Source organism: Pseudomonas sp. NPDC089407, from assembly GCF_044900445.1.
Taxonomy (GTDB): domain Bacteria; phylum Pseudomonadota; class Gammaproteobacteria; order Pseudomonadales; family Pseudomonadaceae; genus Aquipseudomonas.
Map to the genome: position 1 here is coordinate 239,643 of NZ_JBJDNB010000003.1, position 17,499 is coordinate 257,141.

13 protein-coding genes are annotated in these 17,499 nt (G+C 63.8%); 6 read left to right on the forward strand and 7 right to left on the reverse strand.

Translation table 11 applies throughout. The annotated features are described in order from the left end of the window. The first annotated feature begins 178 nt into the window (after positions 1-178). Positions 179-1,138 carry a ribonuclease Z gene (locus tag ACI2KG_RS04375; protein ID WP_404660930.1) on the forward strand — a complete coding sequence of 320 codons (960 nt, stop codon included), beginning with the start codon at positions 179-181 and terminating at the stop codon, positions 1,136-1,138. Between the two features lie 372 nt (positions 1,139-1,510). On the opposite strand, the gene ACI2KG_RS04380 is transcribed toward ACI2KG_RS04375, so the two are convergent. Together ACI2KG_RS04380 and ACI2KG_RS04385 are read right to left on the reverse strand one after the other, a co-directional pair. Beyond that, on the reverse strand, positions 1,511-2,794 hold the full coding sequence (locus ACI2KG_RS04380; RefSeq protein WP_404660931.1) for a Zn-dependent hydrolase: 1,284 nt from the start codon (positions 2,792-2,794) through the stop codon (positions 1,511-1,513). Between the two features lie 128 nt (positions 2,795-2,922). Continuing rightward, positions 2,923-4,413, reverse strand: a complete 1,491-nt coding sequence (locus ACI2KG_RS04385; protein WP_400620396.1) for an NCS1 family nucleobase:cation symporter-1 — start codon at positions 4,411-4,413, stop codon at positions 2,923-2,925. A 345-nt stretch (positions 4,414-4,758) separates the two neighbouring features. Between ACI2KG_RS04385 and hydA the strand changes: the two genes are divergently transcribed. The 3 genes from hydA to preA all read left to right on the forward strand — a co-directional run bounded on the left by hydA (position 4,759) and on the right by preA (position 9,004). Continuing rightward, the gene (hydA, locus tag ACI2KG_RS04390) at positions 4,759-6,198 is read left to right on the forward strand and encodes a dihydropyrimidinase (RefSeq protein WP_404660932.1); all 1,440 of its coding nucleotides are present in this window, start codon (positions 4,759-4,761) and stop codon (positions 6,196-6,198) included. Positions 6,199-6,361: 163 nt separating this feature from the next. Then, a complete protein-coding gene (locus tag ACI2KG_RS04395; protein WP_404660933.1) occupies positions 6,362-7,729 on the forward strand; it encodes an NAD(P)-dependent oxidoreductase in 1,368 nt (455 codons plus the stop codon). Further along, positions 7,730-9,004, forward strand: coding sequence for an NAD-dependent dihydropyrimidine dehydrogenase subunit PreA (gene preA, locus ACI2KG_RS04400; protein WP_404660934.1), 1,275 nt, complete (start codon positions 7,730-7,732; stop codon positions 9,002-9,004). It abuts the gene before it with no gap. Between the two features lie 164 nt (positions 9,005-9,168). On the opposite strand, the gene ACI2KG_RS04405 is transcribed toward preA, so the two are convergent. The 5 genes from ACI2KG_RS04405 to gnd all read right to left on the reverse strand — a co-directional run bounded on the left by ACI2KG_RS04405 (position 9,169) and on the right by gnd (position 14,750). After that, positions 9,169-9,789, reverse strand: coding sequence for a TetR/AcrR family transcriptional regulator (locus ACI2KG_RS04405; protein WP_404660935.1), 621 nt, complete (start codon positions 9,787-9,789; stop codon positions 9,169-9,171). Beyond that, positions 9,789-10,145, reverse strand: coding sequence for a VOC family protein (locus ACI2KG_RS04410; protein ID WP_404660936.1), 357 nt, complete (start codon positions 10,143-10,145; stop codon positions 9,789-9,791). The genes ACI2KG_RS04405 and ACI2KG_RS04410 overlap by 1 nt, the downstream gene beginning before the upstream one ends. A 198-nt stretch (positions 10,146-10,343) precedes the next feature. Continuing rightward, entirely contained in the window at positions 10,344-12,140 is a 1,797-nt protein-coding gene (locus tag ACI2KG_RS04415; protein ID WP_404660937.1) for a glycoside hydrolase family 15 protein, read from the reverse strand. Between the two features lie 124 nt (positions 12,141-12,264). Then, positions 12,265-13,770, reverse strand: a complete 1,506-nt coding sequence (zwf, locus tag ACI2KG_RS04420) for a glucose-6-phosphate dehydrogenase (RefSeq protein WP_404660938.1) — start codon at positions 13,768-13,770, stop codon at positions 12,265-12,267. Then, the gene (gene gnd / locus ACI2KG_RS04425) at positions 13,767-14,750 is read right to left on the reverse strand and encodes a phosphogluconate dehydrogenase (NAD(+)-dependent, decarboxylating) (protein WP_404660939.1); all 984 of its coding nucleotides are present in this window, start codon (positions 14,748-14,750) and stop codon (positions 13,767-13,769) included. The genes zwf and gnd overlap by 4 nt, the downstream gene beginning before the upstream one ends. A 204-nt stretch (positions 14,751-14,954) precedes the next feature. On the opposite strand from gnd, the gene ACI2KG_RS04430 reads away from it, so the two are divergent. Then, positions 14,955-15,122 carry a DUF6026 family protein gene (locus ACI2KG_RS04430; protein ID WP_404660940.1) on the forward strand — a complete coding sequence of 56 codons (168 nt, stop codon included), beginning with the start codon at positions 14,955-14,957 and terminating at the stop codon, positions 15,120-15,122. Between the two features lie 816 nt (positions 15,123-15,938). Continuing rightward, positions 15,939-17,498: a glycogen synthase GlgA gene (gene glgA, locus ACI2KG_RS04435; protein WP_404660941.1), complete on the forward strand. Its 1,560-nt coding sequence runs from the start codon at positions 15,939-15,941 to the stop codon at positions 17,496-17,498. Position 17,499: the final 1 nt, after the last annotated feature.

Consider the following 17,499-nt stretch of genomic DNA (forward strand, 5'->3'; position numbering starts at 1 on the left):
CAGGCTAAGGTGTGCGCCGTTTATCGCCTCGAAGGAACGAGACCGTGAGTACCGCGCCACTGCAAGCCCCCCGTATCCGTTTTCTCGCCCTGTGCGTGTTCCATCCCGCTGGTGCCGCAAGGGCTGCAGGCATTGTTGCGCGGCCTGGCGCTGTTAGGCTGAAACAAGGAGCCTGAACATGGACCTGCTGTTCCTCGGCACCTCCGCCGGGGTGCCAACCAAGGCACGCAACGTCAGCGCCACTGCGCTGATCGAAGCCAGTGGCAGCCACTGGTACCTGGTCGATTGCGGCGAAGGTACCCAGCATCAATTGCTGCGCACGCCCCTGTCGATCCGCGACCTGCAGGCGATCTTTATCACCCACGTGCACGGCGACCATTGCTTCGGCCTGCCCGGCCTGCTGGCCAGCGCCGGCATGAGCGGGCGAACACAGCCGCTGGACGTTGTCCTGCCCGCCGCGCTGCATGACTGGCTACGCCTAGGGCTGGTGGCCAGCGACACGTTCCTGCCGTTCGAGCTGCGCTTGCTGGCCTTGGAAGACCTGGTCGAGTGGCGCAATCAGGCCTTGCAAGTGACTGCGGTGCAGTTGTCGCACCGGGTACCCAGCGTGGGCTTTGTGTTTACCGAGCTCAACCCGGAACCGCGCCTGGACATCCCGCGCCTGGAAGCCGAAGGCATCCCGCGTGGCCCGCTGTGGGGCGAGCTGGCCAAAGGCCTGACCGTAGAACACGACGGGCAGTTACTGAACGGCAACGACTACCTGCGCGCTTCGCGCCCGCCACGGCGCGTGATCGTGTGCGGCGACAACGACAACCCCGAGCTGTTGGCCGACGCAGCCAAGGGTGCCGATGTACTGGTGCATGAAGCCACCTTCACCCAGGCGGTGGTCGAGCGTACCGGGGTCACCTTTGGCCACAGCACCGCCGCAGCGGTGGCGTGCTTTGCCGAGGCGGCTGGCGTGCGCAACCTGGTGCTGACACACTTCAGCGCCCGCTACCAGAGCGACCCACGGCGCAGCCCGAGCATCAATGATGTGCGCGCGGAAGCGCTGGCCCACTACAGCGGGCAGCTGGTGCTGGCGCAGGACCTGCAGCGCTATCACATTGGGCGTGATGGCTGTCTTGAACTGGCGGGATGACTCGTGGAGCTTCGGGGTGCTCGCCACAACATCTTCATCGACTGTGACATCGAGCGCCGCCCGCGCGGCGCTTCGCGGCACAAGGCCGCTCCCACATCTATTTCGGGCCAATTATTCCTGTGCCTTTGGCGCGCGCCCCCTGGGTGCATGGCTTGAGATTGATGAAGAGCAGTGGCGCAGCCGATATCAAATGGAACATACAAGGCGGCCAGCGGCGAACTCACAGGAGTGATTGGCCCGAAACAGATGTGGGAGCGGCGGTGCGGCGATCCGACTTGCCCCGCGAAGCGCCGCGCGGGCGGCGCTCGATTTCACAGGCGATGAAGATGCAGTGGCGAGCACCCGCGAAGCGCTCCACACCCCTCCTTTCCACTATGCTGCCAGGCGCCCGCTGGCGATCGCTTCCGACGCGGCCAGCATCGCCCGCAGCAACACCGCACAACCCGCCGCCAGGTCGTCAGGCGTGGCGTTCTCGATCTCGTTGTGGCTGATGCCGTTCTCGCAGGGCACGAAAATCATCCCCGCCGGCCCCAACTCGGCCAGAAAGATCGCGTCATGCCCGGCCCCGCTGACAATGTCCATGTGCGGCAAACCCAGCGCCGTGGCCGACTCGCGCACGGCATCGACACAGCCTTTGTCAAAGTACAGCGCCGGGAAGTCGGCGGTGGGCACCAGTTCGTGGCTCAGGCCATGCTTGGCACAGGTTGCTTCGATCACCGTGCGCACATCGGCAATCATCGCATTCAACTGTTCGCCTTCAAGGTGGCGAAAGTCCAGGGTCATGCGCACTTCGCCCGGGATCACGTTGCGCGAGCCTGGGTACGCCTGCAGGCAACCCACCGTACCGCAGGCATGTGGCTGGTGGCCGAGGGCGGTGCGGTTGACCGCCTCGACCACGGCGGCTGCGCCGACCAGGGCATCCTTGCGCAGGTGCATGGGCGTCGGGCCGGCATGGGCTTCGACGCCGCGCAAGGTCAGGTCGAACCATTTCTGGCCGAGGGCACCCAGGACGACGCCGATGGTCTTGGCCTGGTCTTCAAGTATCGGCCCTTGCTCGATATGGGCTTCGAAATACGCCCCCACCGGGTGGCCCAGCACCGCACGCGGGCCGGCGTAGCCGATGGCGTTCAGCGCCTCGCCAACACTGACACCCTGGGCATCGCGTTTGGCCAGGGTCTCTGCCAGGGTGAATTTGCCGGCGAACACCCCCGACCCCATCATGCACGGGGCAAAGCGCGAGCCTTCTTCGTTGGTCCACACCACCACCTCCAACGGTGCCTCGGTTTCCACACCCAGGTCGTTGAGGGTACGGATCACCTCCAGCCCGGCCATTACGCCGAAGCAGCCATCGAACTTGCCGCCGGTGGGCTGGGTGTCGATATGGCTGCCGGTCATTACCGGTGGCAGCTTGGGGTTGCGCCCGGGGCGGCGGGCGAAGGTGTTGCCGACGGTGTCGATGCTGACCGTGCAGCCGGCAGCCTCGCACCACTGCACGAACAGGTCGCGGGCCTGGCGGTCGAGGTCGGTCAGGGCCAGGCGGCAGACACCGCCCTTGGCCGTGGCGCCGAGGCGGGCCAGGTCCATCAGCGATTGCCACAGGCGGGCGCTGTCGATGTGGTGAGCGGTGGTCTTCAGGATGTCGTGGACTGGGGTCACGGGTTTCTCCTTCAGGCTTTTTTGTTGTCTGTGCGGGCCTCTTCGCGGGTAAACCCGCTCCTACAAGGGTCTGCGCAGCCCGCGATCTTTGTAGAAGCGGGTTTACCCGCGAAGAAGCCAGCGCGGTGTCAGGGCAAAGGCTTGGCCAGCCGCGCCGGGCTGCGTGCCGCAAACCCGGCGAACACGTAGTACAACGCCCCACCCAGCAGCGAGCCGGTAAACCAGCCGTAGTCGTAGAACCAACTGAAACTGCTGTTGCCGATCGCCATCACGGTCAGGCCCACCGGCAAGGCGAAGGCGGCGAACCCAGGCCAGTTCCACGCCGGGTAAACGTCGTCGCGGTACAGGCCGGCCAGGTCCAGCTGTTGCCGGCGGATCAGGAAGTAGTCCACCACCATGATCCCGGCAATCGGCCCAAGCAGGCTGGAATAACCCAGCAGCCAGTTGGAATACACGCTTTCCAGGCTCAGGTCGGAAACGATCCAGCCCAGCTTCTTCAGCAACTCATGGCCCATCAGCGCCAGGCCGATGAAGCCGGTCAGCCACACCGCGCGGCTGCGCCCGATCAGGCGTGGGGCGATGTTCTGGAAGTCGTTGGTGGGCGACACGATATTCGCCGCGGTGTTGGTCGACAGCGTGGCGATCACGATCAGCGCCATGGCCAGGGCCACCCAGAACGGGCTGTGGATCCTGCCGATCAGGCTGACCGGGTCGGACACGGTCTCGCCCACCAGCGAGGCCGAGGCCGCGGTCAGCACCACACCCAGCGAGGCGAACAGGAACATGGTCAGTGGCAGGCCGAAGATCTGCCCGAGAATCTGGTCCTTCTGGCTGCGCGCGTAGCGGCTGAAGTCGGGAATGTTCAGCGACAGCGTGGCCCAGAAACCGACCATGGCCGTGAGCCCGGCGCAGAAGTAGCTGACCACGCTGGCGCCTTCCGGTCGCTTGGGCGGCTGCGCCAGCAACTCGGTCATCGACATGTGCGGCAAGGCCCAGAACAGCAGGCCCACGCCCACCGCCACCAGCAGCGGGGCCGACAGCGTTTCCAGCCACTTGATCGACTCGGCACCGCGCAACACCACCCACAGGTTCAGGCACCAGAAGACCATAAAGCCGATCACCTCGCCGGTACCGCCCAGGGCCTTCCAGCCATCGAACACCGACCCCAGGAACAGGTGAATGGCCAAACCACCGAACAGGGTCTGGATACCGAACCAGCCACAGGCGACCACCGCGCGGATCAGGCACGGCACGTTGGAACCGAGGATGCCGAACGACGAACGCAGCAGCACCGGGAACGGGATGCCGTACTTGGTGCCGGGGAAGGCGTTGAGGGTAAGCGGGATGAGCACGATCACGTTGGCCAGCAGAATCGCCAGCAGCGCCTCGCCGACGCTGAGGCCGAAGTAGGCGGTGAGCACGCCGCCGAGGGTGTAGGTGGGGACGCAGATGGACATGCCCACCCACAGGGCTGTGATGTGCCATTTGTTCCAGGTGCGCTGGTGCACCTTGGTCGGTGCGATGTCGTGGTTGTAGCGCGGGCTGTCAAGGACATCGCTGCCTTCGGCCAGCTCGAACAGGCCAGCCTGCTCGACCACTTCCGATCTGCTCTGTTGCATGGGCCTTTCTCCAGACTTTTTTTGTAGTTGTTTGCTCATCGGGCTAATTCGATGGCCGGAGTACACACGCGTAACGGTGCTTAGAAATCTTGACTAAATTTCTATCTTGTCAAGTTAGTCAAAAATCCTGAAAGCCCCGTATTCAACGGGTTCATAAAAATTAATCATTTAAAATCAATAGGTTAAAAAGCCACAAAATTAATAGGAAATTTTCTTGCTGAATTCCATATCAGCATCTAGCCTCGAATCTTGTCAGGCATGACAGGATTAACCGCCCTGCCCGCCCTGACACCAGACAATTCCAAGAACCGGCCATGAGACCGGTCAGCCTGCGAGGAAAACGGCATGTCCCTGTTGATCCGTGGCGCCACCGTGGTTACCCACGAAGAGAGTTACCCCGCCGATGTCCTGTGTGCCGATGGCCTGATCCGTGCCATTGGGCCAAACATGGAACCGCCTACCGCCTGCGAGATCCTCGACGGCAGCGGCCAGTACCTGATGCCCGGCGGCATCGACCCGCACACCCATATGCAGTTGCCATTCATGGGCACCGTGGCCAGCGAAGACTTCTTCAGCGGCACGGCGGCAGGCCTGGCTGGCGGCACCACGTCGATCATCGACTTCGTCATCCCCAACCCGCAGCAGTCGTTGCTGGAGGCGTTTCATACCTGGCGTGGCTGGGCGCAGAAAAGCGCCAGCGACTACGGCTTTCACGTTGCCATCACCTGGTGGAGCGAGCAGGTTGCCGAAGAGATGGGCGAGCTGGTGGCCAAGCATGGGGTGAACAGCTTCAAGCACTTCATGGCCTACAAGAACGCGATCATGGCTGCCGACGACACCCTGGTGGCCAGCTTCGAGCGCTGCCTGCAACTGGGCGCAGTGCCTACCGTGCATGCCGAGAACGGCGAGCTGGTGTATCACCTGCAGAAAAAACTGCTGGCCCAGGGCCTGACCGGGCCAGAGGCGCATCCCCTTTCGCGCCCTTCGCAAGTGGAAGGTGAAGCCGCCAGCCGCGCCATCCGCATCGCCGAAACCATTGGTACGCCGCTGTATGTCGTGCACATTTCCAGCCGTGAAGCACTGGATGAAATCACCTATGCGCGGGCCAAGGGCCAGCCGGTGTACGGCGAAGTCCTGCCAGGCCACCTGCTGCTGGACGACAGCGTCTACCGTGATCCGGACTGGGCCACCGCGGCCGGTTACGTGATGAGCCCACCGTTCCGCCCGCGCGAGCACCAGGAAGCGTTGTGGCGCGGCCTGCAGTCGGGCAACCTGCACACCACCGCCACCGACCACTGCTGCTTCTGCGCCGAACAGAAAGCCATGGGGCGCGATGACTTCAGCCGCATCCCCAACGGCACCGCCGGCATCGAGGACCGCATGGCGGTGCTGTGGGATGCCGGGGTGAACAGCGGGCGCCTGTCGATGCACGAGTTCGTCGCGCTGACGTCGACCAACACGGCGAAGATCTTCAACCTGTTCCCGCGCAAGGGCGCCATTCGTGTCGGCGCCGATGCCGACCTGGTGCTGTGGGACCCACAGGGCACGCGCACTATTTCGGCCCAGACCCACCACCAGCGGGTGGACTTCAACATCTTCGAAGGCCGCACCGTGCGTGGCGTGCCTAGCCACACCATCAGCCAGGGCAAGGTGCTCTGGGCCGATGGCGACCTGCGCGCCGAGGCCGGCGCCGGGCGCTATGTGGAGCGGCCGGCGTATCCGTCGGTGTATGAGGTGCTGGGGCGTCGGGCCGACCTGCAGCGACCGACGCCCGTTCAGCGCTGAAGCCATTGGGGCTGCTGCGCAGCCCATCGCCGGCAAGCCAGCTCCCACAGGGATAGTGCTGCTCTCAAGGACGACGCTGTCCCTGTGGGAGCTGGCTTGCCGGCGATTGGGGCGCAAAGCGCCCCACCTTCCAAGAAAAATATAAGAAAGAGAGGCTACAACCGTGATCGACGCCCTGAACCACTTGCCGCGCCCCCGGGCCGGCGCCGACCAGTTGGCCGAGCGCTTCAGCGACCTGGCCCCACCCCTCACCGCGCGCCAGGCCGCCGTGGAAAGCGCACGCTGCCTGTATTGCTATGACGCCCCCTGCGTCAACGCGTGCCCCAGCGAAATCGACATCCCGTCATTCATCCACCGCATCAGCGACGAGAACCTGCAAGGCGCCGCCGAACGCATTCTCTCGGCCAACATCCTCGGCGGCAGCTGCGCCCGCGTCTGCCCCACCGAAATCCTTTGCCAGCAAGCCTGCGTGCGCAACAACGCGCAGGAATGCGCACCGGTGCTGATCGGCCAGTTGCAGCGCTACGCCCTGGACAACGCGCACTTCAGCGAGCACCCGTTCAAGCGCTCACCCGCTACCGGCAAGCGCATTGCCGTAGTCGGCGCCGGCCCTGCCGGGTTGTCCTGCGCCCACCGCCTGGCCATGCATGGGCATGACGTGGTGGTGTTCGAGGCCAGCGAAAAAGCCGGCGGCCTCAATGAATACGGCATCGCCCGCTACAAGCTGGTCGACGATTATGCCCAGCGTGAGGTGGAATTCCTGCTCGGCATCGGCGGCATCGAGGTTCGCCATGGCCAGCGCCTGGCTGGCAACCTCAGCCTGGGCGAGTTGCGTGACCAGTACGACGCAGTGTTCCTCGGCCTTGGCCTGAACGCCGTGCGCCAGCTGGGCCTGCCGGATGAAGAAGCCCCCGGCCTGCTCGCCGCCACCGAGTACATCCGCGAACTGCGCCAGGCCGATGACCTCAGCCAACTGCCGCTGGCCGACCGCTGCCTGGTGATTGGCGCTGGCAATACCGCCATCGACATGGCCGTGCAAATGAGCCGCCTGGGTGCCCGCGACGTCAACCTGGTGTACCGCCGTGGTCACGCCGACATGGGCGCCACCGGCCACGAGCAGGACATCGCCAAGGCCAACCAGGTACGCCTGCACACCTGGGCGCGCCCCGATGCCGTGCTGCTGGATGACACCGGCAAGGTTCGCGGCATGCGCTTTGCCCGCACCGAGCTGGCCGACGGCCGCCTGCGTGACACTGGCGAAACCTTCGAGCTGGCCGCAAACGCCATCTTCAAGGCCATCGGCCAGCGCTTCGATGATGCCAGCCTGGCCGACCCGGTGGCCGCACAACTGGCCCGCGAAGGTGAACGCATCCGCGTCGATGCAAGCCTGCAAACCAGCCTGCCCGGTGTGTATGCCGGCGGCGACTGCACCGCGCTGGGCCAGGACCTCACCGTCCAGGCCGTGCAACACGGCAAGCTGGCTGCCGAAGCCATCCATGCCCAACTCATGCTCAACGTGGAGGCAGCGTAAATGGCCGACTTGTCTATCGTGTTCGCCGGTATCAGGGCTCCCAACCCGTTCTGGCTGGCCTCCGCACCGCCTACCGACAAAGCCTACAACGTGGTCCGCGCCTTCGAGGCCGGCTGGGGTGGAGTGGTCTGGAAGACCCTGGGCGAAGACCCGGCGGCGGTCAACGTGTCGTCGCGCTACTCGGCGCACTATGGCGCCAACCGCCAGGTACAGGGCATCAACAACATCGAACTGATCACCGACCGCTCGCTGGAAATCAACCTGCGCGAAATCACCCAAGTGAAGAAGGATTGGCCTGACCGCGCCTTGATCGTGTCGCTGATGGTGCCGTGCGAGGAGCAATCATGGAAGTTCATCTTGCCGCTGGTGGAAGCCACCGGGGCCGATGGCATCGAGCTGAACTTCGGCTGCCCGCACGGCATGCCGGAGCGCGGCATGGGGGCGGCGGTCGGCCAGGTGCCGGAGTACGTGGAAATGGTCACCCGCTGGTGCAAGACGTATTGCTCGCTGCCGGTGATCGTCAAGCTGACGCCGAACATTACCGACATCCGCCAGTCGGCGCGCGCCGCGTATCGGGGCGGGGCTGATGCGGTGTCGTTGATCAACACCATCAACTCGATCACCAGCGTCGACCTGGACCGCATGGTGGCCCACCCCATCGTTGGCGACCAGAGCACCCATGGCGGTTATTGCGGCTCGGCGGTAAAGCCGATTGCCCTAAACATGGTCGCGGAAATTGCCCGCGACCCGGAAACCCGTGGCCTGCCAATTTGCGGCATTGGCGGTATCGGCAACTGGCGCGATGCGGCGGAGTTCATGGCGCTGGGCAGCGGCGCGGTGCAGGTGTGCACAGCCGCGATGCTGCATGGCTTTCGCATAGTCGAGGACATGCAGGACGGCCTGGCGCGCTGGATGGACCAGCACGGGCACCGCAACATCGAGGCGTTCCGCGGGCAGGCGGTGGGGCATACCACCGACTGGAAGTACCTGGACATCAACTACAAATCGGTGGCGCACATCGACCAGGCGGCGTGCATTGGTTGCGGGCGCTGCCACATTGCCTGTGAGGACACCTCGCACCAGGCCATTGCCAGCACCCTGAAGGCGGATGGCACGCATGTGTACAGCGTGATCGAGGAGGAATGCGTGGGCTGTAACCTGTGCCAGATCACCTGCCCGGTGGATAACTGTATCGACATGCAGGCGCAGGACACCGGCAAGCCTTATTTGAACTGGACGCAGGATCCGCGCAACCCCTATCGCGAGGCCAGTTAAACCCTCAGCTTGACGCGGTCCCCTGTAGGAGCGGCCTTGCGTCGCGATGGGCTGCGCAGCAGCCCCGGCAATCTCTGCTGCGAAGCTGAGAATTTGGGGCTGCTACGCAGCCCATCGCGACGCAAGGCCGCTCCTACACGGACCGCGTAACCGGGAGAAGCCAGTCAGGGCTCCAGCCCAATCCCCCGCAAGATCACACTGGTCACCGTCTGCACCGCACTTTCAAAAGCCATGTCCGAAAGCACCTCACCACCGTTGAGCAACTGCACCTGATAACCAAAGTCGGCATAGTGCTGGGTCGAGGCCCAGATCATGTACAGCAGCGCCGACGGCTCCACCGGCAAGATGCGCCCTTCCTCCACCCAACGGCGGATCTTGGTTTCCTTCAACTTGGCCCAGGGCACCAGGCTTTCATCCAGGCTCACCCCCAGCACCGGCGCCCCGTGCAGCATCTCTTCGGCCCAGATCTTCGAGCCCAGCGGCCGCGAACGCGAATGGCCCATCTTCGCCCGGATATAGCTGGTCAGCACCACGCGCGGGTCGTCGAAGTTCTCGAAGCACAGTGCGTCCTGCTTCCACACATCCAGCAGGTCCTGCAGCACCGCGCGGAACAAGTCGTCCTTGGTGCTGAAGTAGTAATGCAGGTTGGAACGCGGTAACTCGGCCTGCTCGGCGATATCGCCCATCGAGGTGGCACCGTAGCCTTTCTCGGCGAACACCTTTTCTGCCGCCTGCAGAATCTTCTCGATATTGCGCCGGCGGATTTCGATCTTGTGGTTGGCCATCAGGCTTGGGCCGTCCACACCGCCAGTTCATAACCGTCCGGGTCGAGGAAATGGAAGCGTCGCCCGCCAGGGAAAGCAAAGGTCGCCCGGCTGATCTTCGCCCCCGCCGCTTCGACCCGCTGCTGCGTGGCCTCAAGGTCGTCGGCGTACAGGATCACCAGTGGCCCGCCCGGGCGCACCGGCTCGCCCGTGGTAAAACCGCCCGTCAGGCGGCCATCGCTGAACTCGGTATAGGTTGGCCCATAGTCGGTGAAGGCCCAACCGAACACACTGCCATAGAAGGCCTTGCTGCGTGCGATGTCGCTGACATTGAACTCGATGTTGTCGATCTGCCGGTCTGTACCGCGAATACCCATGTGTGCTCCGTGCCGAATGGTGTTTGGGCTAGTCTACTCCGCTTGCTCGAAGCGGGTGCAATCCCTGTAGGAGCGGCCTTGTGTCGCGATCGGGCCGCAGAGCGGCCCCAGCAAGTTCAGCGGCGAAGCTGAAAATTTGGGGCCGCTCCGCGGCCCGATCGCGACACAAGGCCGCTCCTACAGGGGGCCGCGCTTGCCTTATCCGCAACTCGCCCGATCGCGCACCGGGCACTGGGCGCGGTGCAGGTTCAGCGCGGTATTGATGATGCCGATATGGCTGAACGCCTGGGGGTAGTTGCCGAGCATGCGCTGGCCGGCCGGGTCGTATTGCTCGGCCAGCAGGCCGAGGTCGTTGCACAGGCCGGTCAGGCGTTCGTACAAGGCCTGCGCTTCTTCCTGGCGCCCCAGTAACACATAAACGTCGGCCAGCCAGAACGAACAGACCAGGAAGGTGCCCTCGCCCGGCGTGAGGCCGTCGCTGCAACTGTCGCTGTCGTAGCGCAGCAGCAGACCGTTTTTCAGCAGGCGCTGTTCGATCTGCTCCAGCGTGCGCAAAAAGCGCGGGTCCTCTGCTGGCAGGAAGCCGGTCAGGGCGATCTGCAACAGGCTGGCGTCCATCTCACGCGAGCCATAGGCCTGGACGAAGAACTGGCCGCTGCTGTCCAGGCCGTGTTCGCACACTTCGCGGCGGATCTCGTCAGCCACCTGGCGATAGTGCTGCCCCTGCTCGCGGCCTTCTTCGGTGGTGTCGGCCAGCCCGGCGGCACGGTCGAACGCCACCCAGGCCATGACCTTGGAATGCACGAACTGCTGGCGGCCGCCGCGCACTTCCCAGATACCTTCATCCGGCTCACGCCAGATGCGCTCGACGTAGGGCAGGATCAAACGGGAAATGGCTGCGCTGCGCGGGTGGCGCGGCAAGCCGCCCTTGATCGCCTGGGCCATGGCGTCGGCCAGTTCGCCGTAAATGTCCAGCTGCGTCTGCGCCGACGCGGCATTGCCCACCCGCACCGGCTGCGAGTGCTCGTAACCGGCCAACCATGGCAGGGTGTATTCCTGCAGGTCACGCTCGCCGGCCAGGCCGTACATGATCTGCATCTGTTCAGGGTTGCCGGCCACCGAGCGCAGTAGCCATTCGCGCCAGGCCTGGGCTTCGTCGAAGTAGCCCAGGTTCATGAACGCCAGCAGGGTCATGGTGGCGTCGCGCAGCCAGCAGAAGCGGTAATCCCAGTTGCGTTCGCCACCGACACGCTCGGGCAGCGAGGTGGTGACGGCGGCGACGATGCCCCCGGTGGGGGCGTAGGTCATGGCCTTGAGGGTAAGCAGCGAGCGACGCACCAAGGCCGTGTACGGGCCAACCTCGGGGCAGCGCGCCGCGAATGCTTGCCATTGGTCGATGGTGCTTGCCAAGGCGCCGTCCACATCACTGTCAGGCTGAACTGGCAGGTGCGAGGGCTGATGGCGCAGGCTGAACACCCGGCGCTGGCCAGCAGCGACGCGAAAGCGCGCGACGCTGTGGTGGTCGCGGGCATGCAGGGCCACCGTGCTGCTGAGGATCAGCCGGTCGGGGCCGGCCACGGCGCTGAGAGTCAGCGGCTCCAGGCGTTCAACCCACGGCACGCTGCGGCCGTAATCGAAGCGCATGACCAGGTCCATTTCGAAATTGGTTTCGCCAGCGAGGCCCTCGATGATGCGGACCACTGAGTTGACTTCGCCCAGTGGCATGAAGTCGAGCACCCGGGCGCGGCCAGTGGCGGTAACCCAGGTGGTTTCCAGTACCAGGGTATCGCTTAGGTACTGGCGGCTGCAGTGCTCGACCGGGTCGCAGGGGGCCAGGCGCCAGCGGCCGTTTTCTTCGTTACCCAGCAGGGCAGCGAAAACTGCGGGGGCGTCGAAGCGTGGCAGGCACAGCCAGTCGAGGGAGCCGTCGCGGCCGACCAAGGCGGCGCTGCGGCAGTTGCCGAGCAGGGCGTAGTCTTCTATGTGGGCGGGCATTGGGTCTCCTTTGTGTGGTTGCCTGGGCGGGCCCTTTCGCGGCTAAACCCGCTCCTACAGGGATCTCCAACACCTGTAGGAGCGGGTTTAGCCGCGAAAGGGCCGGTACAGGCTTACAAACCTCTCACCCCAACCGGTGCCACTCGCGCTTGTCCCGGGTCAGCAGTTCGTTGCCAGCCTCGGGCCCGTCTTCACCGGCCGGGTACTCATGCACTTCTCCACCCTGGGCCCAGGCATCAAGGAACGGCTGCACCGCACGCCAGCCGTTCTCGATGTTGTCAGCCCGCTGGAACAGGGTCTGGTCACCGGTCAGGCAGTCGTAGATCAGCGTCTCGTAGCCAGTCGCCGGGGTCATCTTGAAGAAGTCCTTGTAGGCAAAGCCCAACTCGACATTCTCCATCACCAGCTCCGGCCCGGGCCGCTTGGCCTGCAGGTCGAACCACATGCCTTCGTTGGGCTGGATCTGGATTTTCAGGTAATTGGGCTTGGGCCGCTCCAGCTCCGACTCGCGGAACTGCGCATACGGCGCGGGCTTGAAGCAGATGGCAATTTCGGTGTCGCGCACGCTCATGCGCTTGCCGGTACGCAGGTAGAACGGCACGCCGGCCCAGCGCCAGTTGTCGATCATCACCTTCAGCGCCACGTAGGTCTCAGTCTGGCTGTCCGCCGCGACGTTGGCCTCCTGGCGGTAGCCCGGCAGCTGCTTGCGCCCCTGCTTGCCGGCGCTGTACTGGCCACGCACCGAGTTTTTCAGGGCCATCTTGGCCGACCAGGGGCGGATGGCGCCAACTACCTTGGCCTTTTCGCCCCGCACGGCATCGGCACCAAATGCCGCCGGTGGCTCCATGGCCACCATCGCCAGCAACTGGAACAAGTGGTTAGGCACCATGTCGCGCAGGGCGCCGGTACCGTCGTAGAACCCGCCACGGGTCTCGACGCCCACGGTTTCCGCAGCGGTGATCTGCACATGATCGATGTAGTGGTTGTTCCAGAACGATTCGAACAGCCCGTTGGAGAAGCGGCTGACCAGAATGTTCTGCACCGTTTCCTTGCCCAGGTAATGGTCGATGCGGTAGATCTGCCGCTCGCCCATCACCTTCAGCAGGCAGGCGTTGAGCGCCTCGGCGCTGGCCAGGTCGGTGCCGAAGGGTTTTTCGACCACTACCCGGCGAAAGCCGCCGGCGGACTCGTCCAGCAAGCCGGCTTCACCCAGGCGCTGGGCCACTTCCGGGAAGAAGCGCGGTGAGGTGGCCAGATAGAAGATGGCATTGCCATGGCTGGTCTTGTCGATGCGCTTGGCGATGGCTGCATAGGTAGCCGGGTCGAGGAAATCGCCAGTCTGGTAATCCAGGCGCTTGGCCAGGCGCGCCCATAGCTTTTCATCCAGGCACTTGGCAGCGCCCTCGCCGCCCTTGTCGCGTTCGGCCATGAACGCGTGCAGGCGCTCGGCAAAATCCTCGGCACTGGCCGGGTTGTGATCGACGCCGACGATCCGCAGGTTACGGTCGAGCAAACCGTCACGGCTGAGGTTGTACAGCGCCGGCATCAGCAGGCGCTTGACCAGGTCGCCATTGGCGCCGAACAGGAACAGGGTACACGGCGGGGCAGCAGGAATGGTCTGTTTACTCATTCGGCTTTCTTCTCGACATGGCCACCAAAGCCCAGGCGCATGGCCGAGAGAATCTTGTCACCGTAGGTGCCTTGCTGCTGGCGCGAGCGGAAGCGCGCGAACAGTGCGCTGGACAGTACCGGCACCGGCACCGCCTGCTCGACGGCGGCGTCGATGGTCCAGCGGCCTTCGCCACTGTCGGACACCGAGCCGCTGAACTGCGTCAGCTGCGGGTCGGCCGCCAGCGCGTCGGCGGTAAGGTCGAGCAGCCACGAGGTAACCACACTGCCACGCCGCCACACTTCGGCAATTTCAGCCACGTTGAGGTCGAAGCGCTGGTCTTCCGGCAGCTCGTTGCCGCCCTTGCTGCGCAGCAGGTCGAAACCTTCGGCGTAGGCCTGCATCAGGCCGTATTCGATGCCGTTGTGGACCATTTTCACGTAGTGCCCGGCACCGGGCGGGCCGGCATGGATGTAGCCATGTTCGGCGCGTTGGTGCTCGCCGCTAAGCCCGTGGGTACGCGGAATGTCGCCCACGCCGGGGGCCAGCGCCTTGAACAGCGGCTCCAGGCGTTCGAACACGTCTTTTTCGCCACCAATCATCATGCAGTAGCCACGGTCCAGGCCCCACACGCCGCCGGAGGTGCCAACGTCCAGGTAGTGCAGGCCGCGCTTGGCCAGGTCGGCGGCACGGCGCATGTCGTCCTTGTAGAAGGTGTTGCCCCCGTCGATGATCGCATCGCCCGGCTCCAGCAGTTCGGCCAACTGGGCGATGGTCTGCTCGGTGGCCTCACCGGCCGGCAGCATCACCCACACCGCGCGGGGTGCTTTGAGCTTTTGAATCAATGCACCGAGGTCATGCGCGCCTTGGGCGCCCTCGCCTTCCAGGCCGGTAATGGCCTCGCGGTTGCGGTCGTGCACCACGGTGCGATGGCCGGCGCGCATCAGGCGCCTTGCGATATTGCCGCCCATGCGGCCCAGCCCGACGATTCCCAGTTGCATGAGCCAATGCTCCCCTTTCGAAATGGATGACAACACAGTGCAGCTTTTCAGATTAGTCCAGCATGCCGGCCGAGGGTTCAGCGACGAACGGCAAGACCACGATAAACAAAAAAGTTCCCAAGGCCTGTGAAAGAATTCAAAATGCGCCCCGCGTGAAGCGTCTACGCTTTGACTTGTCACCAGCCAATACCGCGAGGTGTGCTTATGGGTACCTTGATGCCTGCAACTCCAACCCAGACCCTCTATGTCTCCGTGCGCCGTGATGAGCTGCGTAAACTGAAGGACGAACGTGACCAACTGCGTCAGCAGGTTGCGCAGTTGAACCTGTTGCTGGCGCAACAGCGTGATGGCGAGAAAGCTTTCGGCGTCTGATTTTTCCTTCCCGGTGGGAGTTGTAAGGCTCCCGCCTTGCTCATGTTCTGGTTCTGCTTTTTCAGGCCCGGCGTATTCGCGGGTGAACCCGCTCCTACAACGTCCGTGTCGCATCTGAGGCCTACTCCGTTCCTGTGGGAGATTACCCAGCCCTTGCGGGCTGCGCTGTCTCGCAGAGAACAATGGCCATTGTGGGAGCGGGCTTGTCCCGCGAAGCAGGCAACGCGGTGTCTGGCACCGGCTTTGCCGGTGTTCGCGGGACAAGCCCGCTCCCACAAGTTTCACCAAATCAATAAGTTAGAGTTTGTTCTATGGGAGCGGGCGAGCCCGCGAAGAAGCAAACCCCTCCCTCACGCATCAATAGGGTGCACAAATTCTCTCCAGCCTCATTTTGGCGCACCTGCAAAACACCCTCGCCAAGCCTTTTTACATCCGGTCACAGACGCCAACGTTTGCGTCTATTCCGCGCCATAACAATTGTGACCAGTGGGTCACCTTTTTATCTCTTTCTCTCCTACACTCGGTTTTCGGCCCGCCATTTGCTCATCGGAAGAGTGACGAAAATAAGTCGAACTTTCAGGAAAGCGGGCAGGTCAGGAACTAAGTAGGCCAAACGCAAGGGACAGACCTTTGCCAGGCCCACCCACCCCAACCAGTCCAATCGCCTTTGGCCGGAATGCCGAACGCGCTGTGCCTGTGCGCACGACTCAGGGGCATGGAATGCACTAAGCAACATTCAGCAGTAGAGAGAACTCACACGAGATAGAGCCACGGGTGCCAGCACCCGGCCAAGCAAGCATAGGGACGGAGAGAAGTATGATCAGTGCCGCTGTCGAGCCTCACGTTAACACCTTCACCTCGGACACCCGCGAGCCGGTTACCCCGGATTTCGCCCCGGCAGGCAAGGCACCCGGCGCGCAGCGCCAGCACAACCCCAACAAGCGCAAGATCCTGTTCGTCACCTCGGAAATCGCCGACCTGGTCAAAACCGGCGGCCTGGGCGACGTGTCTGCCGCCCTGCCCCGCGCCTTGGCGCACTTGCACGATGTTCGCGTGCTGATACCGGGCTACCCGCAGGTGGTGGAAAGCGACAACCCCATTCACATCGTTGGCGAGCTGGGTGGGCACGCTGCGTTGCCACCGTGCAAGATCGGCCGCATGGACTTGCCCGATGGCCTGGTCATCTATGTGCTGATCTGCCCCGAGTTGTATCAGCGTCCCGGCACCCCCTATGCCGCCGACAACGGCCGCGACTGGCCCGACAACCACATTCGCTTCGCCCGCCTGGGCCTCGCTGCTGCGGAAATCGCCGCCGGTGAGGGCATGATTCACTGGAAGCCTGAACTGGTGCACGCCCATGACTGGCCTGCCGGGTTGGCGCCTGCCTACATGCACTGGCGCGGGCTGAGTACGCCGACCCTGTTCACCATCCACAACCTGGCCTACCAGGGGGTGTACAGCCGCGGCTGCAGCCCAGAGCTGGCGATCCCGGACCATGCCATGCAGCAGGAAGGCATGGAGTTCTACGGCAAACTGTCGTTCCTCAAGGCCGGCCTTGCCTATTCCAGCCACATCACCACCGTCAGCGCCACCTATGCCCAGGAAATCACCACCCCCGAATTCGGTTGCGGCCTTGACGGTTTCCTGGCCAGCAAGGCTCAGCAAGGCCTGCTCGGCGGCATTCCCAACGGCATCGACGAAAGCTGGGACTCGGCCACCGACAAACACCTGCAGCACAACTTCAGCATCAATGACTGGGAAGGCAAGGCGCGTAACGCCAGCGAAGTCCGCGAGCTGTTCAAGCTCGAGCCAAGCGAAGGGCCGCTGCTTGCCGTGGTGTCGCGCCTGGTTTACCAGAAAGGCCTGGACCTGACGCTTGGCGTAGCCGACTACATTGTCGAGCAAGGCGGCCAGATCGCCATCATTGGCCGTGGCGAACCGGAAGAAGAACAGGCCATGCGCGACCTGGCGCTGCGCTACCCTGGCCGCATTGGCGTGCGCATCGGCTTCAACGAAACTGACGCTCGGCGCATGTTCGCCGGCAGCGATTTCCTGCTGATGCCATCGCGCTACGAGCCGTGCGGGCTGAGCCAGATGTACGCCCAGCGCTTCGGCTCACTGCCGGTGGCGCGTAACACCGGCGGGCTTGCCGACACCATCGAAAACGGTGTTACCGGCTTCCTGTTCGATGAATCGACCGTCGAAAGTTACCGCGAAGCCCTGAGCCGTGCCTTCTACATCTACCAGAAAAAGGACCTGCTCAACGCCATGCGTTGCCTGTCGATGACCCAGCCATTCAACTGGTGCCAGGCAGTGGAACCCTATGCACGCCTGTACGAGGACCTGGTGAAGCAGGCTCATCTGGCCCATTACTGAA